This window comes from Streptomyces ortus, from assembly GCF_026341275.1.
In the GTDB taxonomy this organism is placed as follows: domain Bacteria; phylum Actinomycetota; class Actinomycetes; order Streptomycetales; family Streptomycetaceae; genus Streptomyces; species Streptomyces ortus.
On the sequence record NZ_JAIFZO010000001.1, the window covers coordinates 638,412 to 663,669 of the forward strand.

General features: G+C 71.1%; 25 protein-coding genes. 12 read left to right on the forward strand and 13 right to left on the reverse strand.

The window, feature by feature from the left end:
- Positions 1-213 precede the first annotated feature (213 nt).
- Positions 214-819, reverse strand: coding sequence for a sigma-70 family RNA polymerase sigma factor (locus tag K3769_RS02560; RefSeq protein WP_372514850.1), 606 nt, complete (start codon positions 817-819; stop codon positions 214-216).
- Between the two features lie 125 nt (positions 820-944).
- Here K3769_RS02560 and K3769_RS02565 point away from each other — a divergent pair, with 125 nt between their 5' ends.
- Positions 945-2,024, forward strand: a complete 1,080-nt coding sequence (locus K3769_RS02565) for a MerR family transcriptional regulator (protein ID WP_372514851.1) — start codon at positions 945-947, stop codon at positions 2,022-2,024.
- A gap of 8 nt (positions 2,025-2,032) precedes the next feature.
- Here K3769_RS02565 and K3769_RS02570 read toward each other — a convergent pair whose 3' ends face one another.
- Both K3769_RS02570 and K3769_RS02575 read right to left on the reverse strand, forming a co-directional pair.
- Entirely contained in the window at positions 2,033-3,406 is a 1,374-nt protein-coding gene (locus K3769_RS02570) for a cryptochrome/photolyase family protein (RefSeq protein WP_267024751.1), read from the reverse strand.
- 199 nt (positions 3,407-3,605) lie between these two features.
- On the reverse strand, positions 3,606-5,138 hold the full coding sequence (locus K3769_RS02575; protein ID WP_267024752.1) for an SDR family oxidoreductase: 1,533 nt from the start codon (positions 5,136-5,138) through the stop codon (positions 3,606-3,608).
- Positions 5,139-5,327: 189 nt separating this feature from the next.
- Here K3769_RS02575 and K3769_RS02580 point away from each other — a divergent pair, with 189 nt between their 5' ends.
- Positions 5,328-5,495, forward strand: a complete 168-nt coding sequence (locus K3769_RS02580) for a DUF8839 family protein (RefSeq protein WP_199854848.1) — start codon at positions 5,328-5,330, stop codon at positions 5,493-5,495.
- A gap of 247 nt (positions 5,496-5,742) precedes the next feature.
- A complete protein-coding gene (locus tag K3769_RS02585) occupies positions 5,743-6,438 on the forward strand; it encodes a nucleotidyltransferase domain-containing protein (RefSeq protein WP_267024753.1) in 696 nt (231 codons plus the stop codon).
- 18 nt (positions 6,439-6,456) lie between these two features.
- Here the strand turns inward: K3769_RS02585 and urtE are convergent, their stop codons facing one another.
- The 6 genes from urtE to K3769_RS02615 all read right to left on the reverse strand — a co-directional run bounded on the left by urtE (position 6,457) and on the right by K3769_RS02615 (position 12,640).
- Positions 6,457-7,152, reverse strand: a complete 696-nt coding sequence (urtE, locus tag K3769_RS02590) for an urea ABC transporter ATP-binding subunit UrtE (protein WP_267024754.1) — start codon at positions 7,150-7,152, stop codon at positions 6,457-6,459.
- A gap of 5 nt (positions 7,153-7,157) precedes the next feature.
- Positions 7,158-7,940: an urea ABC transporter ATP-binding protein UrtD gene (gene urtD, locus K3769_RS02595; protein WP_267024755.1), complete on the reverse strand. Its 783-nt coding sequence runs from the start codon at positions 7,938-7,940 to the stop codon at positions 7,158-7,160.
- On the reverse strand, positions 7,937-9,046 hold the full coding sequence (gene urtC / locus K3769_RS02600; protein WP_267024756.1) for an urea ABC transporter permease subunit UrtC: 1,110 nt from the start codon (positions 9,044-9,046) through the stop codon (positions 7,937-7,939). The genes urtD and urtC overlap by 4 nt, the downstream gene beginning before the upstream one ends.
- Positions 9,043-9,939 (reverse strand): urea ABC transporter permease subunit UrtB, encoded by an 897-nt coding sequence (urtB, locus tag K3769_RS02605; protein ID WP_267024757.1) that lies wholly within the window; start codon positions 9,937-9,939, stop codon positions 9,043-9,045. Before urtB ends, urtC begins: the two co-directional genes overlap by 4 nt.
- A gap of 61 nt (positions 9,940-10,000) precedes the next feature.
- The gene (urtA, locus tag K3769_RS02610; protein WP_267024831.1) at positions 10,001-11,224 is read right to left on the reverse strand and encodes an urea ABC transporter substrate-binding protein; all 1,224 of its coding nucleotides are present in this window, start codon (positions 11,222-11,224) and stop codon (positions 10,001-10,003) included.
- Positions 11,225-11,527: 303 nt separating this feature from the next.
- Positions 11,528-12,640, reverse strand: a complete 1,113-nt coding sequence (locus K3769_RS02615) for a substrate-binding domain-containing protein (RefSeq protein WP_267024758.1) — start codon at positions 12,638-12,640, stop codon at positions 11,528-11,530.
- A 165-nt stretch (positions 12,641-12,805) separates the two neighbouring features.
- Between K3769_RS02615 and K3769_RS02620 the strand changes: the two genes are divergently transcribed.
- The 3 genes from K3769_RS02620 (at position 12,806) to K3769_RS02630 (ending at position 15,867) form a co-directional block, all read left to right on the forward strand.
- Positions 12,806-13,258: a MarR family winged helix-turn-helix transcriptional regulator gene (locus K3769_RS02620; protein ID WP_267024759.1), complete on the forward strand. Its 453-nt coding sequence runs from the start codon at positions 12,806-12,808 to the stop codon at positions 13,256-13,258.
- 158 nt (positions 13,259-13,416) lie between these two features.
- The gene (locus tag K3769_RS02625) at positions 13,417-14,739 is read left to right on the forward strand and encodes an aldehyde dehydrogenase family protein (protein WP_267024760.1); all 1,323 of its coding nucleotides are present in this window, start codon (positions 13,417-13,419) and stop codon (positions 14,737-14,739) included.
- A gap of 240 nt (positions 14,740-14,979) precedes the next feature.
- Complete coding sequence (locus tag K3769_RS02630; RefSeq protein ID WP_267024761.1) at positions 14,980-15,867, forward strand: glycoside hydrolase family 19 protein; 888 nt, start codon at positions 14,980-14,982, stop codon at positions 15,865-15,867.
- A gap of 83 nt (positions 15,868-15,950) precedes the next feature.
- Here K3769_RS02630 and K3769_RS02635 read toward each other — a convergent pair whose 3' ends face one another.
- Together K3769_RS02635 and K3769_RS02640 are read right to left on the reverse strand one after the other, a co-directional pair.
- The gene (locus K3769_RS02635; protein WP_267024832.1) at positions 15,951-16,253 is read right to left on the reverse strand and encodes a DUF4190 domain-containing protein; all 303 of its coding nucleotides are present in this window, start codon (positions 16,251-16,253) and stop codon (positions 15,951-15,953) included.
- 4 nt (positions 16,254-16,257) lie between these two features.
- Positions 16,258-16,425 (reverse strand): hypothetical protein, encoded by a 168-nt coding sequence (locus tag K3769_RS02640; RefSeq protein WP_267024762.1) that lies wholly within the window; start codon positions 16,423-16,425, stop codon positions 16,258-16,260.
- A gap of 189 nt (positions 16,426-16,614) precedes the next feature.
- Here K3769_RS02640 and K3769_RS02645 point away from each other — a divergent pair, with 189 nt between their 5' ends.
- The 3 genes from K3769_RS02645 (at position 16,615) to K3769_RS02655 (ending at position 20,552) form a co-directional block, all read left to right on the forward strand.
- The gene (locus K3769_RS02645) at positions 16,615-17,949 is read left to right on the forward strand and encodes an ATP-grasp domain-containing protein (protein WP_267024763.1); all 1,335 of its coding nucleotides are present in this window, start codon (positions 16,615-16,617) and stop codon (positions 17,947-17,949) included.
- 61 nt (positions 17,950-18,010) lie between these two features.
- Positions 18,011-20,074: a CocE/NonD family hydrolase gene (locus K3769_RS02650; protein ID WP_267024764.1), complete on the forward strand. Its 2,064-nt coding sequence runs from the start codon at positions 18,011-18,013 to the stop codon at positions 20,072-20,074.
- 85 nt (positions 20,075-20,159) lie between these two features.
- Entirely contained in the window at positions 20,160-20,552 is a 393-nt protein-coding gene (locus tag K3769_RS02655; protein ID WP_267024765.1) for a DUF3662 domain-containing protein, read from the forward strand.
- A gap of 12 nt (positions 20,553-20,564) precedes the next feature.
- Here the strand turns inward: K3769_RS02655 and K3769_RS02660 are convergent, their stop codons facing one another.
- A complete protein-coding gene (locus K3769_RS02660) occupies positions 20,565-21,056 on the reverse strand; it encodes a DUF5709 domain-containing protein (protein ID WP_267024766.1) in 492 nt (163 codons plus the stop codon).
- A 185-nt stretch (positions 21,057-21,241) separates the two neighbouring features.
- Between K3769_RS02660 and K3769_RS02665 the strand changes: the two genes are divergently transcribed.
- On the forward strand, positions 21,242-22,606 hold the full coding sequence (locus tag K3769_RS02665; RefSeq protein ID WP_267024767.1) for a phosphoinositide-specific phospholipase C-related protein: 1,365 nt from the start codon (positions 21,242-21,244) through the stop codon (positions 22,604-22,606).
- A gap of 88 nt (positions 22,607-22,694) precedes the next feature.
- On the opposite strand, the gene K3769_RS02670 is transcribed toward K3769_RS02665, so the two are convergent.
- On the reverse strand, positions 22,695-23,405 hold the full coding sequence (locus K3769_RS02670) for a dienelactone hydrolase family protein (protein WP_267024768.1): 711 nt from the start codon (positions 23,403-23,405) through the stop codon (positions 22,695-22,697).
- A gap of 178 nt (positions 23,406-23,583) precedes the next feature.
- Between K3769_RS02670 and K3769_RS02675 the strand changes: the two genes are divergently transcribed.
- Together K3769_RS02675 and K3769_RS02680 are read left to right on the forward strand one after the other, a co-directional pair.
- Positions 23,584-23,994 (forward strand): VOC family protein, encoded by a 411-nt coding sequence (locus K3769_RS02675; protein WP_267024769.1) that lies wholly within the window; start codon positions 23,584-23,586, stop codon positions 23,992-23,994.
- 83 nt (positions 23,995-24,077) lie between these two features.
- Positions 24,078-25,175 carry an adenosine deaminase gene (locus K3769_RS02680; protein ID WP_267024770.1) on the forward strand — a complete coding sequence of 366 codons (1,098 nt, stop codon included), beginning with the start codon at positions 24,078-24,080 and terminating at the stop codon, positions 25,173-25,175.
- The last annotated feature ends 83 nt before the right edge of the window (positions 25,176-25,258 follow it).

Genomic DNA, 25,258 nt, shown 5'->3' on the forward strand with positions numbered 1-25,258 from the left:
CCGCCCCTCGTCATCCGGTCTTCCGGAACCACGGGGCAGACGGATGCACCGCCCTGAGAACGGTACGTTCCGAAGCGAAAGAGGTCGGCCTCGAAACGAAGCCGACGGGGAGCGAAGCGCAGTTGGTCCGGTTTGTGCGGTCGGGAAAAAGATGCATCGTTTCTGCGTCGAACCGATGCGCGGCGAGGGTGCACCCGTTCGACGGCCGGCATGTCAGCCGATCTCCTCCTGGCGCAGCCCGTGCTTCAACTGGTGCAGCCCGCGGCGGGCATGGCTCTTGACCGTCCCCAGCGGCAGGCCGGTGCGCCGGGCGATCTGGGTCTGGGTGAGGTCCTCGTAGAAGGCGAGGCGCAGGACCCGCTGCTGAGGGGTGGGCAGCTTGGCCATCTCGCGGCCCACCACCACTCGGTCCAGGACGGCCTCGGGCCGCTCCGCCACGGGATCGGCGAGCGCCAGGACGGCCCCCGCCGAGGCGACGAGCTCGGCGCGGCGCGTCCGGGCCGCGAGGGCGTCGGCGATCTTGCGCTTGGTGATGCCGACGATCCAGCCCGCGATCGCGCCGCGCTCGGGCCGGTAGCCGTGCCGGCCCCGCCACATCCCCAGAAAGACCTGCTGGGTGACGTCCTCGGCCTCCCTGTCGTCACCCAGCGCACGCCGGGCGAGCGTGTGCACCAGGGGCGACCACCTGTCGTGGGCGGCGGCGAGACAGGCCTCGTCGCCGCGCACCAGGCCCCGGCCCACCTCTTCGTCGGTCAGCGGTTCCTCGAACAGCACCCGCCGGGGCACGGCGGGCCGCGCGGGCATCGGGTGTCCGGTCATGGCTTACGGCTCCTTGCCTCGGACGTCGGCGTCCCGGCCGCGCGCAGCGGCCGTGCACGGCACATCGTGGGAGCGATGGGGCGAAGCCTTCAAACCGCGTCGATTCTGCGTCGTATAGTCGCTGCATGGACGAACCGACCGAGGAACCGGGTTTCCCGGAGCCCGATACGAACGAGAGCGCGGCGGTCGGCACGGGGATGACGACCGGGGGCCTCGCCCGGCGTCTGGGGGTGTCACCGACCACGCTGCGCACCTGGGACCGCCGGTACGGACTGGGCCCCGCGGTCCGCGCCGACGGACGGCACCGCCGCTGGACACCGCGGGACGTGGCGGTCCTCGAGGCGATGTGCCGGCTCACCGCGGCCGGTGTGCCGCCCGCCGAGGCGGCACGCGCCGCCCGGGAGACGGCCGCCGCGACGGTGGCCCCGGGAAACCGGGTGGCCCCGGCGGCGGAAACCCCGTCGCCCCCGACCCCGTCCGCCGCCGGCGACCGCCCGTCCGAGAACGGCCGGCGCTCGCGGCCGGCGGCCTCGTTGCCCCTCGGCGATGTGCGCCAGGAGTGCCGCGGACTGGCCAGGGCGGCCGTGCGTCTCGACGCCCCGGCCGTGGACGCGCAGCTGACCTCGGCCGTCCAGCGGTACGGGCTCGCCGTCGCCTGGGAAGAGGTGATGGTGCCGACGCTGCACGCCGTCGGCCGCAAGTGGGCGTCGTCGGGCGACCGCTACGTCGAGGTGGAACACATGCTGTCCTGGCACATCTCCACCGTGCTCCGCCGTGTCACACCGGTCTCGCGCACGGCCGGGCCCGACGGCGTACCGGGGCCCGTGGTGCTGGCCTGCGTACCCGGCGAACAGCACACCCTGCCCCTGGAGGCGCTCAACGCCGGGCTCACGGAACACGGCCTGTCCACCAGGATGTTCGGCGCGGCGGTACCGGCGGAAGCACTCACCGCGGCGGTACGCCGCCTCGGACCCGCGGCCGTCGTCCTGTGGGCCCAGGCCCGTTCCACGGCGAGCCTTCCCCTGGCCCGGCACGTCGCCGCCACGCAGTGGGGTGTGCGAGGGGCGCGCGGAAATCCGCTGGTCGTGCTCGGCGGGCCCGGCTGGGCGGGCCGCTCCGCCCAGGGCATGCTGCGCCCGCAGGGCCTGGGCGAAGCTCTGGCCGTCCTCACGGCCCGCTGCGAGAGCGGCACCCCGGTGGGCTGACGGCCGTCTCACTCCTTCCCGCGCGCGTGCTTGAAGCGTGCCAGCGCTTCGGAGAGGTCGACGATGGGCTCGGGATAGTCGTAGGCGGCGCGCTCGGGCCCCTTGAGTTTCCACGGTTCGTGCACGGCGGCCCCGCCGAGCCCTTCGAGTTCGGGCACCCAGCGCCGTACGTACGCGCCCTCGGGGTCGTACCGCTTGCCCTGGACGACGGGGTTGAGGACCCGGTTGGGGCGGCTGTCGGTGCCCGTGCCCGCCACCCACTGCCAGTTGAGCTGGTTGTTGGCGATGTCACCGTCGACGAGAAGGCTGATAAAGTGCTCGGCGCCCACCCGCCAGTCGACGTACAGCGTCTTGGCGAGGAAGCTCGCGGTCAGCAGGCGTCCGCGGTTGTGCATCCACCCCTCGTGCCGCAGTTGCCGCATGGCCGCGTCGACGACGGGATAGCCGGTCCGCCCCTCCTTCCAGTCCTCGATCTCCCGCGCGGCCGAGTCCGACGAGCGCCACAGGTCGTCGCGGGTGCGCAGGTCCTTCCTGGAGGAGGCGGGCCGCGCGGCCAGTACCTGGTGGTGGAAGTCGCGCCAGGCCACCTGCCGGACGAAGGCGTCGGCGCCGGGACCGCCCGCCTTCCGTGCCCGGTGGACGACCTCCACGGCGGACAGCGTGCCGAAGTGGAGGTGCGGGGACAGGTGCGAGGTGGCGTCCCCGGCGAGATCGTCGTGGCCGTCCTCGTACGTGTGGATCCCGCCCCGCAGCCAGGCCGTGAGCCGCTTCCTGCCCTCCCGTTCGCCGCCCGTGGCGAGCCCCGCGGACAGTCCGGACAGTTCCGCGCGCGTCGGCAGCCGATCCGAGCCGATGTCCGGCGGCACACGCACGGCGCGGGGCGCGCCGAGCACCTGACGCTGGTGGTGCCCCGCCCAGCGCCGGAAGTACGGGGTGAAGACGGCGAAGTGGTCCGAGGAGGCCGGTGTGACCTCGCCCGGCGCGAGGGCGGTGACCACCTCGTCGTGGACGTGCAGCCGGCGCCCGTCGCCCTCCAGGGCGTCTCGCAGCCGTTCCTCGCGCCGCTGGGCGTGGGCGGAGACCCCGGCGGCCATGTGCACCTCGTCGGCGTCCGTCTCGGTGACCACCTTGCACACCTCGTCGACGAGGTCTCCGGCGCGGTACACGAGCCGCCCGCCGCGCTCGCGCAGTCCCGCGTCCAGGTCCCGGAGACAGTCGGCGAGGAACGCCAGCCGGTTGGGAGCGGCGAAACCCGCCCTGTCGACGGCACGGTCGCGCACGAAGAGAGGCACCACCGTGCGCGAGCCGTCGAGCGCCGCGCGCAGCGGCGGGTGATCGTGCAGCCGCAGGTCGGAGGTGAACAGGACGACCGAGACGTTCATGACGGGACTCCGGAGCTCCGGGACGGGAAGAACGGGGGGAGGGAGGGGGAAAAGGGGAGAGGGGGGAGAGGGGAGGGGGGCGAGCCGGGCACGGACGCCCGCGGCCATCGAGTACTTCCCCGCCGGGACGCCCGACGGATGCGGCGGCGGGCGGCCGGTCGCGGGCGGGCCCGCGCCGGTCGGCGTCGGTCGGCCCGTGTCAGCCGGCGGGCGTGTGCGACGACGCGGCCACCGGGTGACCCGTCCGCTCGGCGGTCCGCGCGATGTTGCGCGCCATGCCGCCGAACACGACGGCGTGGAACGGCGACACGCTCCACCAGTAGGCGTGGCCGAGCAGCCCGTGCGGATGGAAGAGGGCGCGCTGGCGGTAGCGGACGCGTCCGTCGTCGTCCGTCTGCGCGCACATCTCCAGCCAGGCCAGACCCGGCAGCCGCATCTCGGCGCGCAGGCGCAGCAGCCGGCCCGGTTCGATCTCCTCGACGCGCCAGAAGTCGAGCGAGTCACCGACCCGCAGCCGTGCCGCGTCGCGGCGGCCCCGGCGCAGGCCCACACCGCCCACCATCCGGTCGAGCAGGCCGCGCGCCGCCCAGGCGAGGGGGAAGGAGTACCAGCCGTTGTCGCCCCCGATGCCCTCGATCACCCGCCACAGGGCTTCGGGCGAGGCGTCGACGACGCGTTCGCGACGGTCCGTGTAGAGGCTGCCGCCCGCCCAGTCGGGGTCCGTGGGCAGGGGGTCGCTGGGGGCGCCGGGCAGCGAGGCGGACGACCAGCGGGTGGTGACCCGGGCGTCCTGGATGCGTTGCAGGGCCAGGCGCACCGACTCGTCGAAGGGGATCGGCCGGCCCGGCGGGTCGGGCACGTACCGCGCGATGTCGTGCTCGTGGCAGACCACCTCGTGGCGCAGCGACTCGGTCAGCGGGCGGGCGATGGACCGCGGCACGGGAGTCACCAGACCGACCCAGTGACTGGAGAGCCTCGGCGTCAGGACGGGCACCGGCACGATGAGCCGCCGGGGAAGGCCGGCGACGGCCGCGTACCGCACCATCATCTGCCGGTACGTCAGGATCTCCGGGCCGCCGATGTCGAAGGCCCTGCTGACGTCGTCCGGCATCCGCGCGCTGCCCACGAGCGTGCGCAGGACGTCCCGTACCGCGATCGGCTGGATGCGGGTGTGGACCCAGTTGGGCGTGACCATCACCGGCAGCCGCTCGGTGAGGTAGCGCAGCATCTCGAAGGAGGCCGAGCCCGAACCGATGATGACGGCCGCCCGCAGCACGGTCGTCGGGACACCCGAGTCCAGGAGGATGCGGCCCACCTCGGACCGGGAGCGCAGATGCGGTGAGAGTTCCCGGTCCGGCACCCCGGCGGGGGTGAGTCCGCCCAGATAGACGATCCGGCGTACGCCCGCCGCGCGGGCCTGCTCGCCGAAGATCCGTGCCGCCCTGCGGTCGGTGTCCTCGAAGCCCTTGCCCGTGCCCAGCGCGTGCACCAGGTAGTAGGCGACATCGATGTCCCGCATCGCGGCGGCGACCGACTCGGCGTCCGTGACGTCACCGCGTACCACCTCGACGTCTGCGGCCCACGGATGGTCCCGGAGCGCGCCGGGGGAGCGGGCCACACAACGCACCCGGTGCCCCTCGGCGAGGAGTTCCGGGACCAGGCGGCCCCCGATGTACCCCGTCGCGCCCGTCACCAGGCAGCGCAGCCCGGCTCCGGCGTCGTCACCGCTCATGGTGTTCCGGCCCTTCTCTTCGGTTCTGTTCGGCTCTGTGCAGCTGTGTTCGGTGTCCTCCTCATCACCCCTTCCCCCTGTCGGCCCTCGGCGGATGCGCCACGTGGGCCACTTGGGGTACATGGGCGCGGCGATCGCGGGCAGACGGACTTCCGCAGAGACGTCGGTTCACAGGGAAGGTCGGTCGTCATGGGTGCGAAGGTGCTGGAGCAGTTTCCCGCAGGGGCCCCGCGTGGATCGTGGCCCGCGGAGGAGTACGCGGCGCGTCGTCGTGCCGAGGGCGAGCCCGCGGCCGTGGTGATGGACCTGGAGTCGGACGCGTTCCTCGTGGTGGTCCCGGCTCACGACGGGGACTGAGAGCCTGTGCTCTGAGAAACCCGGCGCCGGACTTCGGGCGGTCGGGCGGCCCGGGGCACCGTTGCCGGGGTGCCGCCGCCCGGGCCCGCCCCCTCGGCGCAGGTCCCGTTCGCGAGCTGAGCCGCTGAGCGTTCCCCGTGACACCCATAAATCGCTGTACGCGGCCGTCCCCCGGGTGATGACGTTGTGCGAGTCGTCGCCCGGCCCGCACCAGGCAGCGGGGCGGCAGGGGAGAAGGGGGATCGCTGTGACCGCCGAGAACGTCCTGCTGTCCGGCATCGTCGGCTCGACCGCGTACGGACTGGCCCGGGCGGGCTCCGACGTGGACCGGCTCGGCATGTTCGCCGCCCCCACCGAGGACTTCCACGGCCTGCGCGGACCGAAGGAGACCCACGTCACGACCAGGCCCGACAACACCCTCCACGAGGCGGCCAAGTGGTGCAGGCTCGCCCTGAGCGGCAACCCGACCGTGACGGAACTGGTCTGGCTGCCCGACGAGTTGTACGAGGTCCGCACCCCGCTCGGCGACGAACTGATCGGCATCCGCACGACCCTGCTCTCCGCGAAGAGAGTCCGCGACGCCTACCTCGGGTACGCCACCGGGCAGTTCAAGCGGCTCTACGACCGCGGGAACAGCTCCTCCTCCGCGGACACCCGCGGACGCACCGCCAAACACGCCCGCCATCTGCGACGCCTGTGCCACCAGGGCTTCGAGCTGTACGCCACCGGTGTCCTGACCGTCCGCGTCGAGGACCCGGACGACTACCACCGCTTCGGCGAGCAGGTGGCGGCCGACGCGATGGTCGCGCTGCCCCTGCTCCAGCGGTACGAGGCGGCCTTCGACGAGACCCGCAGCGTCCTTCCGGACCAGCCGGACGAGGCCCCGGCAGAGGCCTGGCTGCGCCGGGTCCGGGCCGCGTACTACACGCGGTCCGGATCGTGACTCGCTCCGCTCGGACGCTCACACGCTCAGCGCCTCCCGGACCGACCGCTCGGCCTCCTGGCCGCCCTCGCCCGACGACGTGATCCGACCGGCCTCCAGGACGTAGTACCGCTGGGCCGCCCGCATCGCGAAGCCCACATGCTGCTCGACGAGGAGCACGGAGAGTCCGCCGCGTGCCGCCAGGGCGAGGACGGTCTCCTCGATCTCCGCGACGACCGAGGGCTGGATGCCCTCGGTCGGCTCGTCGAGCAGCAGGACCCGAGGGTCCGTCACCAGGGCGCGCGCGATGGCCAGTTGCTGTCGCTGACCGCCCGAGAGCAGACCCGCCCGCCGCGTCGACAGGGTGCGCAGCACCGGAAACAGGTCCAGCGCTTCCGAGATCGCCGCCTTCCCCCGTCTGCGGCCGTCGGCGACGAGCTGGAGGTTCTCCGCCGTCGTGAGGTGGGCGAAGCCCTGCTGTCCCTGCGGCACGTACGCCATGCCGCGCGCCACCCGCTCGTGCGGCCTGCGGCGGGTGATGTCCTCGCCGTCGAGCCTGATCGTCCCGCTCGACGGAGTGAGCAGTCCGACGGCCGCGCGCAGCAGGGTGCTCTTGCCCGCGCCGTTGTGTCCGAGCACCGCCGCGACGCCGTCGTCCGGCACCTCGACGGACACACCGTGCAGGACGAGACTGCGGTGGTAGCCGACGCGGATGCCGTCGATCTCCAGCTTCATACGCCTCACACCTCCTGTACGGCGGCGCCGGTCAGGTCGCCGGTGTCCGCGACGGCCGCGTGACCGAGGTAGACCTCCTGCACCCGGGGGTCGGCCTGCACCTGCGCCACGGTCCCCTCGCTGAGCACCCGGCCGGCGTGCAGCACGCTGACGCTGCGCGCGAAGGAACGCATGAAGTCCATGTCGTGCTCGATGACGACCACGGTCCGCTCCTGACTGATGTGCTCCAACAGCTCTCCGGTGGCCTGCCGTTCGTCATGGCTCATCCCGGCGACCGGCTCGTCCAGCAGCAGCAGTCGTACGTCCTGCACGAGCAGCATGCCGATCTCCAGCCACTGCTTCTGGCCGTGGGCGAGCGTGCCGGCGAGACCGTCCGCCAGTTCCGTGAGCCCGACCGTCTCCAGGGCGTGGGCGACGGACTCCGGCACGCCCTTGCGCCGCCGCAGCATCGTCAGCGCGCCGCGCCCGGCGCCGGCCGCGATGTCCAGGTTCTGCAGGACCGTCAGCTCCTCGAAGACCGTGGCGGTCTGGAAGGTCCGGCCGATGCCCGACCGGGCGATCCGGTGCACGCTCCGGCCGAGCAGTTCCCCACCCCCGAAGAGGACCGAGCCCCGCGCCTTCACCAGTCCGGTGACGGCGTCGACGAGCGTGGTCTTGCCCGCCCCGTTCGGCCCGATCAGGAAGCGGAGGTCACCCGGCCGTACGTCGAGGTCCACCCCGTCGACCGCGGTGAACCCGTCGAAAGCCACCCGCAGTCCGCGTATCTCAAGACCTGAGAGCTCACTCATGCCGCTCCTCCGAGGGGAAGGGCGGGCGCCGCGCGGCGCCGCCGGACGATCCCGGCCAGCGAGACGAGGCCGCCCGGCAGGAAGGCCAGGGCCACGATGAACAGCAGCCCCTGGAAGTACGTCCAGCCCGCCGGGAACTCCTCCGACAGGGCCGTCTTCGCCCAGGCCACCCCGATCGCGCCGAGCACCGCCCCGGCGAGGCTCGCCCGGCCGCCGATCGCGGCGCCGATGACGAACTCGATCGACGGCACGATGCCGATCATGGCGGGGGAGATGATGCCGACCGCGGGCACGAACAGCGCCCCCGCGAGCCCGGCGGTGCCGGCCGCCACTACGTACGCGACGAGTTTCACGTTCGCCGGGTCGTACCCGAGGAAGCGCACGCGTTCCTCCGAGTCCCTTACGGCGACGAGGAGTTCGCCGTAGCGGCTGTGGATCAGCTGCCGTACCAGGGCGATCAGGAGGAGAAGGACGGCGGCGATGACGAAGTACACCATTCGCTGGTTGACCGGGTCGTCGAGGTCGTAGCCGAAGAAGCCCTGGATGTCGGTGAGTCCGTTGGTGCCGCCGGTCGTCGCCTGCTGGCCGACCAGCCAGATCGCGAAGGCCGCGGCGAGCGCCTGGCTCAGGATCGCGAAGTACGCGCCCTTGACCCGGCGGCGGAAGACGAACGAACCGAGGACCGCGGCGACGGCCATGGGCAGCAGCACGGTGGCCGCGAGGGCGAACAGGGGATTGCCGAACGGCCGCCACCACCACGGGAGTTCGGTCGCGGTGCCGTACAGCTGCATGAAGTCGGGAAGATTGCCGGGACCCGCGTCAGCGATCTTCAGATGCATCGCCATGGCATAGCCGCCGAGTCCGAAGAACACGCCCTGGCCGAGCGTGAGCAGGCCGCCGCGGCCCCAGGCCAGGCAGATGCCCACGGCCACCATCGCGGTGCACAGGTACTTGGCGAGCAGCCCGAGCCGGAAGTCGGAGAGGGCCAGCGGGGCGAGGGCGAAGAGCGCGACGGCGGCGGCGCCGAATCCGGCCCACGCGCGGGCCGGGCGGCCGGTGGACGCCGACAGGCCCTTGGCCCCCGGGGCACCTTTGAACAGGGTCATACGAGACTCCTCGTACGCAGCGTGTACAGCCCCTGGGGCCGCCACTGGAGGAAGGCGACGATGGCCACGAGGACGAGTACCTTCGCCACGCTGACGGTGGTGGAGTACTCCAGGACGGACTGCGTGACTCCCAGGACGAACGCGACGATCACCGTGCCCCTGAGCTGCCCGATGCCGCCGACCACGATCACCAGGAACGCGTCGATGATGATGTTGGTGCCCATCGTGGGCCCGATCGGGCCGACCAGTGTCAGCGCGACGCCCGCGACACCGGCGAGCCCGGAGCCGAGGAAGAACGCGGTCCGGTCCACCCGGGAGGTGGAGATGCCGGACACCTCGGCCAGGTCCCGGTTCTGCACGACCCCGCGGATCCGGCGGCCGAGCGAGGTCAGCCGCAAGGTCAGGGACAGCGCGGCGACGGCCGCGATCGCGAGGGCGAGGATGAACAGCCGGCTGTTGGCGAAGGTCAGCGGGTCGTCGCCGCCGAGGACGGTGATGTTCCCGGTGAGCCAGTCGGGTGCGCGGGTCTGGACGTTGGGCGCGCCGAAGATGTCGCGGGCGAGCTGCTGGAGCATCAGCGACACACCCCAGGTCACCAGCAGTGTGTCGAGCGGGCGCAGGTACAGGCGGCGGATGAGGACCCATTCCAGCAGCGCGCCGAGCGCGCCCGCCACCAGAAAGGCGACGGGCAGCGCCACGAGCAGGGACAGGCCCGCGCCCGAGATCGACTTCTGCAGGACGTAGGTGGTGTAGGCGCCGGCCATGATGAACTCGCCGTGGGCCATGTTGATGACGTTCATCTGGCCGAAGGTGAGCGAGAGCCCGAGCGCGATGAGCAGCAGGACGGCACCGATGCTGATGCCGGTGAAGGTCTGACCGAGGATCACGGTCATACGGCGGCTCCGAGGAGGCAGGACGCGGGGACCCGGCACACGGGCCCCCGCGCGCGGTCGGTCAGGAGAGGCCGGAGGCCCAGTCGTAGCCCTTCAGGAACGGGTCGGGCTCGATCGGCTTCCCGGAGTCCCACACCTGCTCGATCAGCCCGTCGGTGCCGATCTTCCCGATCCGGGCGGTCTTGTGGATGTGCTGGCTCGCGCCGTCCACGGTGACCTTCCCCTCGGGAGCGTCGAAGGTGATGCCGTCCGAGGCCGCCTTGACCTTCTCCGGGTCGAAGGACTTGGCCTTCTCGACCATGGCCTTCCACAGATGGACCGAGGTGTACGCGGCCTCCATCGGGTCACTGGTCGGCTTGTCCTGGCCGTACTTGGCCTTGTACGCCTTCACGAACGCGGTGTTCGCCGCGCCGGGCGTCGTCTGGTAGTAGTTCCAGGCCGTCAACTGCCCCGCCAGGTACTGCGATCCGATCGACTTGACCTCCTCCTCGGCGATCGACACCGAGACGACCGGCATGCTCTTCGCGGTCAGGCCGGCCGACTTGTACTCCTTGAAGAAGGCCACGTTCGAGTCGCCGTTGAGGGTGTTGAAGACCGCGTCGGCCTTCGACGCCTTCACCTTGTTGGCGATCGTGCTGAACTCGGTGGAGCCCAGCGGCGCGTAGTCCTCGCCGAGCACCTTCATGCCGTTGGCCTTCGCGTACGCCTTGATGATCTTGTTGGCGGTGCGCGGGAAGACATAGTCGCTGCCGACGAGGTAAATGCTCTTCTCGCCCTGGCTCTTGAGATAGTCGAGCGCCGGGACGATCTGCTGGTTCGTGGTCGCTCCCGTGTAGAAGATGTACGGGGACTCCTCAAGGCCCTCGTACTGCACGGGATAGAACAGCAGGGACTTGTTCTTCTCGAAGACGGGTTTCACCGCTTTGCGGCTCGCGGAGGTCCAGCAGCCGAAGGTGGCCGCCACCCGGTCCTCCTTGATGAGCTTGCTCGCCTTCTCGGCGAACGTCGGCCAGTCGGAGGCGCCGTCCTCGCTGACCGGCTTGATCTGTTTGCCGAGCACTCCGCCGGAGGCGTTGATCTCCTCGATCGCCAGCTTCACCGAGTCGCGTACGGTCACCTCGCTGATCGCCATGGTGCCGGAGAGCGAGTTGAGCAGGCCGACCTTGACCGTGTCGCCGCTCGTGTCGGCCTTGGCGGCCTGGTCGGACGAGCCGCCCGCGGCGTCGGTCTTGGCGCCGCACGCGGTGAGCGCGACGGTGGCGGCCAGTGCGGCGGCGCCCGCCAGAACCCGGCGCCGGTGCGGACGGAAACCGCTGGAACGATGGGACTCGCTGGACAAATGGACCCCCTCGGGCTGGGAGGACAATCTCCTCCTGGCGTGCGGTCCACAGCCTCAAGTCAGCCTGTTTCCAAGGCGTTTCGCATTACTTTCCCGGCGGTATCTTCCGACTCTCATCCGGTCTCGCCGTCCGGTTCTCGGTGCGCAACAAAAAATGCCCCGGACGGAATTCAGGAAATGAATTCACAGTTCGCCCAAGGCATTCTCATTACTTCCTGTGTGAAGTATCTTCGCGGAAGCGCGGACATGTCAAGGCCGCGAGCCGTGCGGATTCAGCTGGGCCACCACGTCGAAGTCCACCCCGTCCGCCCGCGCCAGGTAGATCCGCTGCCGCACATGGCCGCCGCGCAGCCGCAGCAGCCCGCGCGGGCCCTCGTAGGAGACGGTGTCCGCGGCGGCGCCGATCGCGGCGACGTCCAGGGTCCCGGCCCGTTCGATGAGCGCGGCGAGCAACAGCACACCCTCGTAGCACGATTCGCCGAGGCTGCCGGGGACCGGTGCCTCCACGCCGTACCGCCCGGCGTACTGGCCATGGAAGTCCAGCGTGTCCTGGTTGGCGAGGGAGGCGAAGAACCCGGCCGTGCTGTAGAGACGGGCGGTGGCCGCCGGGCCGCTCGCCATCAGCATGTTCTCGTCCATCAGGGTGCTCAGGCGCAGACATCGCTCGTCGAGCCCCGACGCGGCGAAGGCCCGGTTGAAGCGGACCGCGTCGCTGCCCACGAGCAGCATCAGCACCCCGTCCGCGTCCGACCGCTCGATGCGCCGCAGCACCGCGTCGAAGTCGTGGGTGCCCAGCGGCAGGTACGCCTCCGCGCGGACGGCGCCGCCCGACTCGCGTGCGTAGCGGTGCGAGGCCCTGGCCGTACGGCGCGGCCACACATAGTCGTTGCCCACGACGAACCAGCGGCGCACCCGGTGCTCCCGGGCCAACAGGTGCATGGCGGGCCGGAGTTGACCGTCCGGCGTCTCACTCGTGAGGAACACGCCCGCCGTGTTCTCGCCGCCCTCGTACAACGCCGTATACACATAGGGCACCCGGTGGGCGATCCGCGGCGCGAGTGCCTGGCGTACGGAGGAGATGTGCCAGCCGGTGACGCCCTGCACGATGCCCAGACGCACCAGCGCCTCGACGTTCTCGGCGACGTGCCGAGGCGCGGCGCCGCCGTCGACGGGCAGCAGCCGCAGCTCCTTGCCGAGCACTCCGCCCGAGCGGTTGACCTGCTCCGCGGCGAGCCGCGCGCACAACTCGCAGGCGGGTCCGAAGATTCCGGCGGCGCCCTGCAGAGGGAAGACCAGCGCCACGCCGACGACCGAGTCGTCGGCCGTGAACCAGTCGGGCGGAAGGGCGTCGGGCCGGACCATGAGGGCATGATTGCGGGAACGTCCGGTGAACTCCAGTCCGTCTCGGGGTACGGTCGGCCCCGCACCCGCCGCACGGGCGAGAAGCCCGGGAAAGCGGGGACTTGTACGATCCGAGGACCCCTTGCCCGGCCCCCTCGGGCGTCCATCCCGGAAGTGAGGAGCAGGATGCCGACCCCGCCTCCGCGCCGGTCCGAGGACCTCGTGCACCTCCTGACGCGGGCCGAGCGGCTGGCGGCGCGCCTCCTCCAGGGCGTCCTGGAGGAGCACGGCTGCACTCCCGACGCCTGGCGAGTGCTCTCGCTGCTCTCCGACCGTGCGGGACACCCCATGACGGCGATCGCCGAAGCCGCCTTCCTGCCGCCCGCGACCCTCACCAAGCTGGTCGACCACCTCGTCGACCAGAACCTGGTCCACCGGCGGACCGACCCCCTCGACCGGCGGCGCGTCCTCGCCCACCTCACTCCGCGCGGCGAGACCTACTGGCGGCGTGTCGACCGCGAGGTGCGTACGCGGTGGCCCGCGCTGAGCGGCGGCGACGGCGACGAGGAACTGCTGCGCGGGCTGCTGCTCCGGCTGGTGGACGAGCTGGACGGGGCGACGGCGGAACCGTCCGTCTGAGCCGGCCCCCTCTCCCTTCGGTGTGACCCCGCGATCACGGGCGGTGTCTTCGGCCGGGACGGAATGACGATGCCGTATAAATGGTTGGCATATACATCGAGCTTGCCGCTCGATGTACCGAGCGCGGGTCCGAGGCCCGCCCCGACCAGCGAGGCACCGTGAACCAGCCCACCCCCGAGCAGCCCGCGGACGTCGTGGCGCGGCTGCGCGCCACCTTCCGCTCCGGCCGCACCCAGCCCGTCGAGTGGCGCACCGGCCAGCTGGGCCGCCTGCGCGACATGCTCACCACCGACGGCCCGGAACTCGCCGCCGCTCTCCATGCCGACCTGGGCAAGAGCTCCACCGAAGCGTTCCGCACGGAGATCGACTTCGTCGTCCGGGAGATCGACCACACCCTCGAACACCTCGAAGAGTGGCTGCGCCCCGAGCCCGCCCCGGTCCCCGCCCACCTCGGCGCCGACGCTACGGGCTGGACCCGCTACGACGCCCTCGGCGTCGTCCTGGTCATCGCCCCCTGGAACTACCCGGCGCAGCTCCTGCTCGCCCCGATGCTCGGCGCCATCGCCGCGGGCAACGCGGTGGTCGTCAAGCCCAGCGAGCTGGCCCCCGCCACTTCCGCCGCACTGGCCCGGCTGCTGCCCCGCCACCTCGACACGGAGGCCGTCGCGGTCGTCGAGGGCGGCATCCCCGAGACCACCGCACTGCTCGCCGAGCGCTTCGACCACATCTTCTACACCGGCAACGGCACGGTCGGCCGCATCGTGATGACCGCCGCCGCCCGGCACCTCACCCCGGTCACCCTCGAACTCGGCGGCAAGTCACCGGCCTTCGTCGACCGCGGCGCCGACCTGGGCGTCGTCGCCGAGCGGCTGGCGCGCGGGAAGTTCCTCAACGCCGGACAGACCTGCGTCGCGCCCGACTACGTCCTGACCGACCCGGAGACCGCCCGCGCCCTGGAGCCCGTACTGGCCGAGGCCGTCGAGAAGCTGTACGGGGCGGACGCCTCCACCTCCGGCGAGTACGGGCGGATCATCAACGAGCGGCACTTCGACCGGCTCAGCGGACTGCTGGACTCCGGCCGGGTCGTCGTCGGCGGCGCCACCGACCGCGCCACCAAGTACATCGCGCCGACCGTCCTGGCCGACGTCGACCCCGACGCGCCCGTCATGCGCGAGGAGATCTTCGGCCCCGTGCTGCCGATCGTCACCGTCGCCGGTCTCGACGAGGCCATCGACTTCATCAACGACCACGACAAGCCCCTCGCCCTGTACGCCTTCACCGAGTCGGACACCACCCGGGAGCGGCTCGCCGCCGAGACCTCGTCGGGCGGCCTGGGCCTCGGCCTGCCGCTCGCCCACCTCACGGTCTCCGACCTGCCCTTCGGCGGAGTGGGGGAGAGCGGCATGGGCAGCTACCACGGCCGCTACTCGATCGAGACGTTCAGCCACCGCAAGGCGGTACTGGAGAAGCCGCTGAGCTGAGCCGGCCGAAGGGCGGACGCCCACCGGACCGCCCACCGCCCGAAGTGACGCGGCACCGGGGCGGGTTGACTGGTCTACACCCTTGACTGGTCCAGACCAAGGTGGTGGAGTGTGCTTCACCACCCCCCACCACGGCCGCCCCGTACGCCGCGGCCGGCCCCGCCGGCACGCGCGTCCAAGGTCCGCCCCGCGCTGCCCTCGTACGGGTCCGCGGCCGTGCTCCGTGAAGGAGTTGCCCCTGTGTCCAGGCGCCGTATCTCCGCGTTCGTGGCCGCGATCGTCCTCGGAACCGCCGCACCGGTGCTCCTGCCGGCGTCGGGCGCGTCCGCCGCGGCCTGTTCCAGCTACCCGAGCTGGGTGGCCGGCAAGTCCTACGTGACCGGGAACATCGTCCGGTACACCGACGGCAAGGCCTACATAGCCGAGCACGACAACCCGGGCTACGACCCCACCATCAGCACCTGGTACTGGGAGCCGTACGCCTGTGACAACGGACCCGGCAACCCCTCCGGGTTCGTCGTCAGCGAGGCCCAGTTCAACCAGATGTTCCCGAACCGGAACGGCTTCTACACCTACAACGGGCTGAAGGCGGCGCTGAGCGCCTACCCGGCCTTCGCCAACACCGGCAGCGACACGGTGAAGAAGCAGGAGGCCGCGGCCTTCCTCGCCAACGTCAACCACGAGACCGGCGGCCTGGTCCACATCGTCGAGCAGAACACGGCCAACTACTCGCACTACTGCGACTGGGGCCAGTCCTACGGCTGCCCGGCCGGCCAGTCCGCGTACTACGGCCGCGGGCCCATCCAGCTCAGCTGGAACTTCAACTACAAGGCGGCCGGCGACGCGCTCGGCATCGACCTCCTGAACAACCCCTGGCTCGTGCAGAACGACTCGGCGGTGGCCTGGAAGACCGGCCTCTGGTACTGGAACACACAGTCCGGACCCGGCTCCATGACCGGCCACAACGCGATGGTCAACGGCGCGGGCTTCGGTCAGACCATCCGCTCCATCAACGGTTCGCTGGAGTGCGACGGCAGGAACCCGGCCCAGGTGCAGAGCCGGGTGGACAGCTATCAGCGGTTCGTGGGGATCCTCGGCACTTCGGCCGGCAACAACCTGTACTGCTGACACCTCCCTTGAGCACTGTGGGGGGGGCGGGTTCACACCGGCCGCCCCACAGCGCTTTCGTAAGGGCGAGTCAGCTGGGCGGGTCAGCCCAGAATGCTCCACGAGGTGCCGCCGTTCACCGCCATCAGCACGGCGAGCAGCACGATGTCCGCGATGCCGAGCCACAGCCCGAGCAGCGCCCTGAAACGGCGGGGCGTGCCCCGGCGCAGGGCCATGACGGCCAGGACGATGGCGACGGGGCCGAGGAAGAAGTTGAGGACGAGGAGTCCGACCAGGCCGAGCACGAAGGAGGCCACGGCCATTCCCTCGGTGTCCCGCCTGCCGGTCGGGCGCACGCCGCGCTCCCGCTCACCGGTCTCCCGTCGCCGGGACTCCGTAAGCCGCATCACGTCACGCCCTTCCGGTCCGGCCACCGTGCCTGCGCCGCTCGCGCACCGCGAACACGGCCAGCCACGCGGCGATCGCCACAGCGGCCACCACGGTCACGGGCAGGGGAAGATAGGCGGCCGACCCGAGCAGCACGGCCAGCACCAGGACGGCCACGACAAGGAAGATCACGTCTGCTCCCGTTCGTGCGGGGACAAGGACAAGGCGTTGGATCGCCCTTTCATGCACATGCGGATACGGGTGTCCCGGTGGTCGCACATCACACCTGCGAACACTCCGGCCGGTGGCGGAGATTCGCCCCGACGCTCAGGGGTACCCCACGGTCTTCCGTCCGATCCGCACAGAACTGGAAGGTTGCCGGTGACCGAGAAGAACGCGCCCGATGTGAAGAACGTCTTCGTCCTGGGTCTCGACGACGCCAACCTGCCCACGCTCGAAGCGGCGGCGGCAGCCAGGTCGTTGCGCTACCACCCGCTGCTGACGATCGAGGAACTGCAGAGCGGCGAGGTGTCCGTCCCGGAGCTCATCGACAGGGCCAGGGCCGTGCTGGACGCCTTCGACGGGAGTATCGACGCGATCGTCGGCTACTGGGACTTCCCGGTGAGCACCCTCGTGCCCATCCTCGCCGAGCAGTACGGGACCCGTAGCACCGGCCTGGAGTCCGTGGTCAAGTGCGAGCACAAGTACTGGAGCCGGCTGGAGCAGCAGAAGGTCACCGACAGGCACCCGCGGTTCGGCCGGGTCGATCTGGACACCGACGACCCGCAGCCGCCCGAGAACGTACGGTTCCCGATGTGGGTCAAGCCCGCGCTCTCGTACTCCTCCGAACTCGCCTTCGGGGTCGAGGACATGGACGAGTTCCAGGACGCCGTGCGGCAGATACGCGAGGGGATCTCCCGGGTCGGCCGGCCCTTCGAGGACATCCTCGACCGGATCGAACTGCCGCCCGAGATGGAGGGCGTCGGCGCCCAGGTCTGCCTCGCCGAGGAGACGATGACGGGCCTCCAGGTCGCCGTCGAGGGATACGTCCACCAGGGCGAGGTCACCGTCTACGGCGTGCTGGACTCCATCAACTACCCCGGCACCTCCAGCTTCCAGCGGCACCAGTACCCCTCGACACTGCCGCCCGCGGTCATCACCCAGCTGCACGACGTCACCGAGCGCGTGATGCGCAGGATCGGCTTCGAGTCGGCCACCTTCAGCGTGGAGTACTTCTACGACCCGAAGACCCAGGAGATCAGCCTGCTGGAGATCAACCCCCGGCACTCCCAGTCCCACGCCGAGCTGTTCGAGTACGTCGACGGCGTGCCCAACCACCACGCCATGCTCGCCCTCGCGCTGGGCGACGATCCGGCCATGCCGCAGCGCAAGGGCCCGTACGCGATGGCCGCGAAGTGGTACTACCGCTGGTTCACCGACGGGGTGGTCCGCGACGTGCCCTCGGCCGACGACCTCGCCCGCGTCGAGCACGAGGCCGACGGGGTGCGCGTGGACGTCACCACCCAGGAGGGGCAGGTCCTCTCCGACCTCTCCCAGCAGGACTCCTACAGCTACGAGCTGGCGCACATATTCACCGGCGGGAACAGCGAGGACGACCTGAGGGCGAAGTACGACCACTGCGTGGCCGCGCTGGGACTCACCTTCGACGAGATCCCGAAGGAACAGGAGCAGGAACAGGAACGGCCCGGCGCGTAGCCACCGCGCGCACGACGGCCGCCCGCACCACGACCGCACGACCAAGGAGCAAGTCCGCCTCATGCGCTACGTGAGCAATCTGCCGTACGCGACGAAGGAAGAGGAGGACGTCCGAATCCCGATGCCCGACGGCGTCCAGCTGTCGGCCCGTGTCCGGCGCCCCACCTCCTCAGACAACGAGCCCGTCCCCGCGGTGCTGGAGTACATCCCCTACCGCAAACGCGACCTCACCTCGGTGCGCGACTCCCTGCACCACCCCTACATCGCCGGTCACGGCTACGCCTGCGTACGTGTCGACCTGCGCGGCACCGGCGACTCGGAGGGGGTGCTGCGGGACGAGTACCTGGAACAGGAACAGGCCGACGCCGAAGCGGTCCTCGCCTGGCTCGCCGACCAGCCCTGGTGCGACGGCAGCACCGGCATGATGGGCCTGTCCTGGGGTGCCTTCGCCGCCCTCCAGGTGGCCGCCCGGCAGCCGCCGAGCCTCCGCGCCGTCGTCATCGCGTCCTTCACGGACGACCGGCACGCCGACGACATGCACTACATGGGCGGCGCCATGCTCTCGGACAACCTCGCCGAGGCCGGCACCATGTTCGCCTACGCGACCCTCCCGCCCGACCCCGCCGTGGTCGGCGACCGCTGGCGCGAGATGTGGCACGAACGCCTGGAGAACTCCGGTCCCTGGGTCCTGCCCTGGCTGCGCCACCAGCGCCGGGACGACTACTGGCGGCACGCCTCCGTCGCCGAGGACTACTCGGCCGTCCAGTGCCCCGTCCTCGCCTCCAGCGGCTGGGCGGACGGCTACTCCAACGCCGTGACCCGGCTGCTCGGCAACCTGGACGTGCCCCGCAAGGGACTGATCGGCCCCTGGTCGCACAAGTTCCCCCACCTCGGAGAGCCCGGCCCCGCCATCGGTTACCTCCAGGAAGTGGTGCGCTGGTGGGACCACTGGCTCAAGGGCGTCGACAACGGCGTCATGGACGGCCCCATGCTGCGCACCTGGATGCAGGACAGCGTGCCCCCGTCCACCTCCTACGAGGAGCGCCCCGGCCGCTGGGTGGCCGAACCCACCTGGCCGTCCCCGCAGATCCATCCCGTCAGGTACCCGCTGACCCGCCACCGGATCAACCCGCCGGTCGACGCCGCCCCCGATGCGGATGCCGACGTCGATCTCGGTGGCGGCAGCGACGGCGCCCGGATGACCGTACGGTCGCCGCTGTCCGTCGGGCAGTTCGCCGGCAAGTGGGCCTCCTACAACGCGCCCCCGGACCTGCCGTACGACCAGCGTGAGGAGGACGGCGGTTCCCTCGTCTTCGAGACCGAGCCGCTGACCGAACGGCTGGAGATCCTCGGCTCACCGACCGTGGAGCTGGACCTCGCGGCGGACCGGCCGGTCGCGATGGTCGCCGCGCGTCTGTCCGACGTGAGCCCCGAGGGCGCCGCCACCCGTGTCACCTACGGTCTGCTCAACATCACCCGCCGGGAGAGCACCGAGAACCCCGAGCCCCTGGAGCCGGGGACGCGGTACCGCGCGACCGTCCAGCTCAACGGAGTGGCCCAGGCGTTCCCGCCCGGCCACCGGGTCCGGCTCTCCCTGTCCACGTCGTACTGGCCGCTCGCCTGGCCGCCGCCCGAGCCGGCGCTGCTGAGCGTGTACGAGGGCTCCAGCACCCTCACGCTCCCCGTGCGCCCGACGGAGGAACCGGACGGGCTGCCGGCGAACCCGTTCGAGGAGCCCGAGGGCACCTCACCGCTGTCCGTCACGCGGCTGACCGCCCCGGACGCCCGGTGGGAGGTGAAGCGCGACATGGTCGACTACCGCGCCGAACTGGAGATCGTGAAGGACCAGGGACTCGTCCACTTCGACGAGATCGGTCTCGACGTCGGCCGCCGCGCCTACGAGCGCTACACCTCCGTCGCCGACGACTTCACCTCGGCCACCGGCGAGTCGACCTGGACCATGCGCTTCAGGCGCGACGACTGGGACGTCCGCGTGGAGACGCACACGAGGCTGACCTGCGACGAGACGGACTTCTTCGTGGACGCCACGCTGGACGGCTACGAGGGCGGGCGCCGGGTCTTCTCGCGCACCTGGAACGAGACGGTGCCGCGGGACCTGCTGTAGGGGCCGGACGCGTCTTTCCGCGTCGGCCGGGCACCCGCAGAGGAAGAGCCGCACACCACGACATCATTCGAGGAGACGTTGCAGCGTGAGCACACTCACTGGTCTTGAACGAGCCATGGAACGCTTCGGAGGGTCGCTGCTCGCGCACTTCCGCCACAAGGAACCGGTCGAACTGATCGAGGCCTTGCACAAGGAGTGCGACGACCACATCGTGGTGTGCAGCGAGAGCCGCGTCGTCGTCCCCAACGCCTACGACGTGGAGCTGGCCGAGTTCGCCCATGAGGAGCTGGAGCGCAACGGCGGCCGGATAGACCAGGTGCTCACCGACAGCCTGCTGCGCCACGGCGAGAAGCAGGGTTACGAGTGGGCCGGCCCGCTGACGGTGCACGTCACCCGGTCACCGGACCTGCCCAACGGCCGGTACCGGGTGGCGAGCGCTGTCATGAAGCACGTGCGGGCCGAAGCCTTTCAGCACTGACCGCTCAGTGGGTCAGTCCCGCCGCAGAGGGGCCGGCGGCAGCTCCTCCTCCTCGGGGATGAGATGGACGGCGGCCTCCTCGGCGCCCGCGGCCCCGCCGTCGATGCCGATGTCCGAGGCGACCGCCTCCTTCGTCATGTCCTCGTGCGCGCCCTCGTCGGGCGCCAACAGACGGCCCGCGCGCTCGTCGCCGACCTCGGGGTCGGTCGCCTCGCCCTCCCCGTAGGGAAGGTCACCGATGCCGTCGCCGACCGGGGGCTCCTCGTCGGGGACCTCCTGGCGCAGCCGTTCGTCGAGGCTCTCGCCCTCGTGCTGCTCGGCCGCCGTGACACCCGTCTTGGTGACCCCCAGCGGCTTCTCGGGCGGTGAATAGCCCTCGTCGAGCACATCGTCGTACGTATGTTCGTCCACGGCGTCCTGGAGATCGAGCGGCGCCGCGTCCGCCTGCTCCTCGTTGGTGCCCGTGGGCTGGTAGACGTCGTCGGCCATGTTGTCGTCACTCATGTTCGGCCTCCCGGCGCGGTGATCGTTTCTTTCCCCGTAGGAGTTACGCGGTGCCCGGCATGGGCCTCGTGAAACGCCGCGCTATTGACCGGTACATACCAACCCGATTGAGTGTCCCGCGCAGACCCCCCACTTTCCCGGCCGCCGACCAGGCGCCGCCGCGCTGCCGAAGGGACCTCACCGCCATGCGGAGATTCCGCCCCCTGTTCGCCCTCACCGCCGCCGCGGCGGCCCTGACCACCGCCCTGGCCGCCCCCTCCCACGCCGCGGAGGTGCCGACGGCGGGCGTGTTCTACGTACAGAGCGCGGTCACCGGCCTGAACGCCGCCGACAGCGGGGGAGCGGTCGTCCAGCGCAACCCCAAGGGCAACGAGGACCGCCAGCAGTGGACGCTGCGGGCCACCGGCACCTCGTACGTCCTGGAGAGCACCGACAGCGCGGGCAGCTGCCTGGGCCGCTCCGGGGCCCAGGCGCGCACCGTGGCCTGCGCGGGCGCCGACGCCGCGTGGGAGATCACCTCCACGGGGACCGACCGCTACCGGCTCAAGGTGCCCGGCGCCGACCAGTACCTGACCCTCGGCGCGAAGGCCTCCGGCGCCAACTACCCCGCGCAGCTCGCCGTCGGCGCGGCGGGCGACCCGGCCGCCTGGTACCTGACCCCGGTGACGTCCCCGACCTCCCCGATGCCTTCGGCGGGCCGACGCACGCTCGACCAGGTCACGTTCCTCACCTCCCACAACGCCTACGCCAACGGCGTGGACGGTGGCTTCGCCCCGCCCTTCGTCAACCTCGTCCCCAATCAGAGCCGGGGCATCAACCAGCAACTCACCGACGGCGTACGCGGGTTCATGCTGGACATCCACCAGACGTCGGACGGCGCGATCCTGTGCCACAACAGCTGCACCCTCGTCAGCAGGCCGGTGGCCCTGAACGTGGACCTCCAGCGCATGGTCGACTTCCTGCGGCAGAACCCGAACGAGATCGTCACCGTGTTCCTGGAGGACTACGTCGACCCCGGCGTCCTGCGCGGCGAACTGGCCCGGGTGAACGGCCTGGCCGACGTCCTCTACCGCCCGGACCAGGCCGGCGTACGCGTGAACGGCTGGCCGAAGGTGGCGGACCTGATCGCCGCCAACGACCGGCTGCTGATCTTCACCGACCACAGCCGTTCCGCCGACGAGTCCGCCGGGCTCACCCGGGACAGCTTCGGCGTCATGTACCAGCGCGAGTGGACCGTGGAGAACTACTGGTCCATGGGCTCGGGCCTCGGCAGCTCCGACTGGTCCTGCTACAGCCGCTGGTACGACGCCAACACCAACGTCCCCCTCACGGCCACGGCGCCGCCCTTCCGCCCGCTCTTCGTGATGAACCACTTCCGGGACGCGGCGATCACCTCGACCGCCACCACCGACAACACCAAACTCACCGACCGGGCACAGCGGTTCTGTCAGCCCGCCGCCCGCAAGAAGCCCAACTTCCTCGCGGTGGACCGCTACGACCTCGGCTCCCCGGCCTCGGCGGTGGCCACGCTGAACACGTACACGTACTGACGCCGGACACGCACCGGACACGCAAACGCCGCTTCCCCCGGGTCCTGTCGGGGGAAGCGGCGAACCGGCCGCACGGCGGGGCGCGCGGTCAGCCGAGCTGGGCGTGCAGGAACTCGACCGTGCTCTGCCAGGCCTGCGCGGACGACTCGGGGTCGTGGGTCTCCGGGCGGCCGTCGTTGAAGAAGGCGTGGTCGGCCGGGTAGACGCGGAAGTCCGGGGTGATGCCCGACTGCTCGCGGATGGTCTCACCGAGGGAGGTGAGGGAGTCCACGGGGATCGCGGAGTCGCGCTCGCCGTAATGGCCGAGGATCTGGGCCTTGAGACCGGAGAAGTCCGGGATGTCGCCCTGGATGACCCCGTAGAACGGGACGGCGGCGCGGACGCGCAGGTCGGTGGCCGCCTGGTAGAGCACGAAACCGCCGCCCATGCAGAAGCCGACCGAGCCGACGCTCTCGGACGTGACCTCCGGCATGGCCAGCAGATGGTCGACGGCGCCGGACAGCAGCTCGACACCGCGCGGCACGGGCAGCTCCTGCATCATGCGGTACGCCTCGGAGCTGTCGTGGGCGACGTTGCCGCCGTAGAGGTCCGGGGCCAGCGCCACGAAGCCCTCCTTCGCCAGCCGGTCGGTGACGTCCGCGATGTGGTCGGTCAGCCCCCACCACTCCTGGATGACGATGACACCAGGCCCTCGTCCGGCCGGTGGCAGTGCCAGGTAACCGTGCGCGGTGGTGCCGCCGCTCGGGAAGGTGACGTTCTGGTGGGCGGGTGCCCCGGTCGACCTGGGCGTCTCGGACATGGTGGGTCACTCCTGTCACTCGATCCTCCCTCCAGCATGCAGGAGACGAATTCGGGGTGGGCGGGCGACCCCCCGGCGATGGCGTATCCTCGCGTGTTACGTATAACCCTTGCCGTACGCCCTTGCTGCACCACTTCACCGACAGCTCCTGCTGCCGCGAAACCCCGGAGAGGCCCCGATGCGCCGCGTTGCCCTGGTCACCCTCGTCGTCGACGACTACGACGAGGCCATCCGCTTCTACACCGAGGCTCTCGGATTCCGGCTCGCCGAGGACACTCCCCGGCCCGACGGGTCCCGCTGGGTCGTCGTGGAGCCGGACACCGGCGGACCCGGCAGCGGACTCCTGCTGGCCCGCGCCAAGGACGAGGCGCAGCGTGAGCGCGTCGGCGACCAGACCGGCGGCCGGGTCGGCTTCTTCCTGCACACCGACGACTTCGCCCGCGACCACGCCCGGATGACCGCCGCGGGCGTGACCTTCCTGGAGGAGCCGCGGCACGAGGCGTACGGCTCGGTCGTCGTCTTCCAGGACCTGTACGGGAACCGGTGGGACCTGCTGCAGCCGGCCGCCCCCGGCGGAACCGACCAGTGATCCGGCCCGGCCGTCCCGCTCCCCGGACACCCTTCCCGCCACAGAACCTTCCCGCCCCCAGAGAACCAGCCGAGGAACACCGCATGACCACGCCCCGCGCCGACGCCGGCACCGACGTCCGTCTCGACATCGACACCATCCGCCGGCTCCCCAAGGCCGTCCTGCACGACCACCTCGACGGCGGTCTGCGCCCGTCGACGCTCGTCGAACTCGCCGACGCGATCGGCCACACCCTGCCCACCACCGACCCGGACGCGCTCGCCGCCTGGTACTACGAGGCGGCCAACTCGGGCGACCTCGTCCGCTACATCGCCACCTTCGAGCACACCCTGGCCGTCATGCAGACCCGCGAGGGCCTGCTGCGCACCGCCGAGGAGTACGTGCTCGACCTCGCCGAGGACGGAGTCGTCTACGGCGAGGTCCGCTACGCCCCCGAGCTGATGCTGACCGGCGGGCTCACCCTGCCCGAGGTCGTCGAGGCCGTCCAGGAGGGCCTGGCCGCCGGCATGGCGAAGGCGGCGGCGGCCGGTACGCCCGTCCGGGTCGGCACGCTGCTGTGCGGGATGCGGATGTTCGACCGCAGCCGCGAGATCGCGGACCTGGCCGTGGCGTTCCGGGACGCGGGTGTCGTCGGCTTCGACATCGCGGGCGCCGAGGACGGCTTCCCGCCCGCCGACCACCTCGACGCGTTCGAACACCTGCGGGTCGAGAACGTCCCGTTCACCATCCACGCCGGTGAGGCCCACGGCCTGCCCAGCATCCACCAGGCGCTCCAGGTCTGCGGCGCCCAGCGCATCGGCCACGGCGTCCGGATCACCGACGACATCGTGGACGGCAAGCTCGGCCGGGTCGCCGACTGGATACGCGACCGCCGGATCGCCCTGGAGATGTGTCCCACCTCCAACCTGCAGACCGGCGCGGCCACCTCCATCGCGGACCACCCGATCACGCGGCTGCGCGACCTGGGTTTCCGCGTCACCCTCAACACCGACAACCGGCTGGTCAGCGGCACGACGATGACCCGTGAGATGTCCCTGCTCGTCGAGGAGGCGGGCTGGACCCTCGACGACCTCCGGACGGTCACGGTCAACGCCCTCAAGAGCGCGTTCATCCCCTTCGACGTGCGAGGCGCGCTCATCCGGGACGTGGTCCTGCCGGGGTACGACCTCGGGCCGCGCTGACAGCGGCCGGGCTGACACGTGTCGCATGGGGCGTGGCCGAAATCGGTCGCCGACCACCCGGGCGGTGTTTCGCGGCGAGTCGG

What these genes read in the sequence shown, in the direction of transcription:
- K3769_RS02560 (WP_372514850.1), bottom strand. Translation starts at nt 819, where the DNA reads ATGACCGGACACCCGATGCCCGCGCGGCCCGCCGTGCCCCGGCGGGTG.
- K3769_RS02565 (WP_372514851.1), top strand. Translation starts at nt 945, where the DNA reads ATGGACGAACCGACCGAGGAACCGGGTTTCCCGGAGCCCGATACGAAC.
- K3769_RS02570 (WP_267024751.1), bottom strand. Translation starts at nt 3,406, where the DNA reads ATGAACGTCTCGGTCGTCCTGTTCACCTCCGACCTGCGGCTGCACGAT.
- K3769_RS02575 (WP_267024752.1), bottom strand. Translation starts at nt 5,138, where the DNA reads ATGAGCGGTGACGACGCCGGAGCCGGGCTGCGCTGCCTGGTGACGGGC.
- K3769_RS02580 (WP_199854848.1), top strand. Translation starts at nt 5,328, where the DNA reads ATGGGTGCGAAGGTGCTGGAGCAGTTTCCCGCAGGGGCCCCGCGTGGA.
- urtE (WP_267024754.1), bottom strand. Translation starts at nt 7,152, where the DNA reads ATGAAGCTGGAGATCGACGGCATCCGCGTCGGCTACCACCGCAGTCTC.
- urtD (WP_267024755.1), bottom strand. Translation starts at nt 7,940, where the DNA reads ATGAGTGAGCTCTCAGGTCTTGAGATACGCGGACTGCGGGTGGCTTTC.
- urtC (WP_267024756.1), bottom strand. Translation starts at nt 9,046, where the DNA reads ATGACCCTGTTCAAAGGTGCCCCGGGGGCCAAGGGCCTGTCGGCGTCC.
- urtB (WP_267024757.1), bottom strand. Translation starts at nt 9,939, where the DNA reads ATGACCGTGATCCTCGGTCAGACCTTCACCGGCATCAGCATCGGTGCC.
- K3769_RS02615 (WP_267024758.1), bottom strand. Translation starts at nt 12,640, where the DNA reads ATGGTCCGGCCCGACGCCCTTCCGCCCGACTGGTTCACGGCCGACGAC.
- K3769_RS02620 (WP_267024759.1), top strand. Translation starts at nt 12,806, where the DNA reads ATGCCGACCCCGCCTCCGCGCCGGTCCGAGGACCTCGTGCACCTCCTG.
- K3769_RS02635 (WP_267024832.1), bottom strand. Translation starts at nt 16,253, where the DNA reads ATGCGGCTTACGGAGTCCCGGCGACGGGAGACCGGTGAGCGGGAGCGC.
- K3769_RS02650 (WP_267024764.1), top strand. Translation starts at nt 18,011, where the DNA reads ATGCGCTACGTGAGCAATCTGCCGTACGCGACGAAGGAAGAGGAGGAC.
- K3769_RS02660 (WP_267024766.1), bottom strand. Translation starts at nt 21,056, where the DNA reads ATGAGTGACGACAACATGGCCGACGACGTCTACCAGCCCACGGGCACC.
- K3769_RS02665 (WP_267024767.1), top strand. Translation starts at nt 21,242, where the DNA reads ATGCGGAGATTCCGCCCCCTGTTCGCCCTCACCGCCGCCGCGGCGGCC.
- K3769_RS02670 (WP_267024768.1), bottom strand. Translation starts at nt 23,405, where the DNA reads ATGTCCGAGACGCCCAGGTCGACCGGGGCACCCGCCCACCAGAACGTC.
- K3769_RS02675 (WP_267024769.1), top strand. Translation starts at nt 23,584, where the DNA reads ATGCGCCGCGTTGCCCTGGTCACCCTCGTCGTCGACGACTACGACGAG.
- K3769_RS02680 (WP_267024770.1), top strand. Translation starts at nt 24,078, where the DNA reads ATGACCACGCCCCGCGCCGACGCCGGCACCGACGTCCGTCTCGACATC.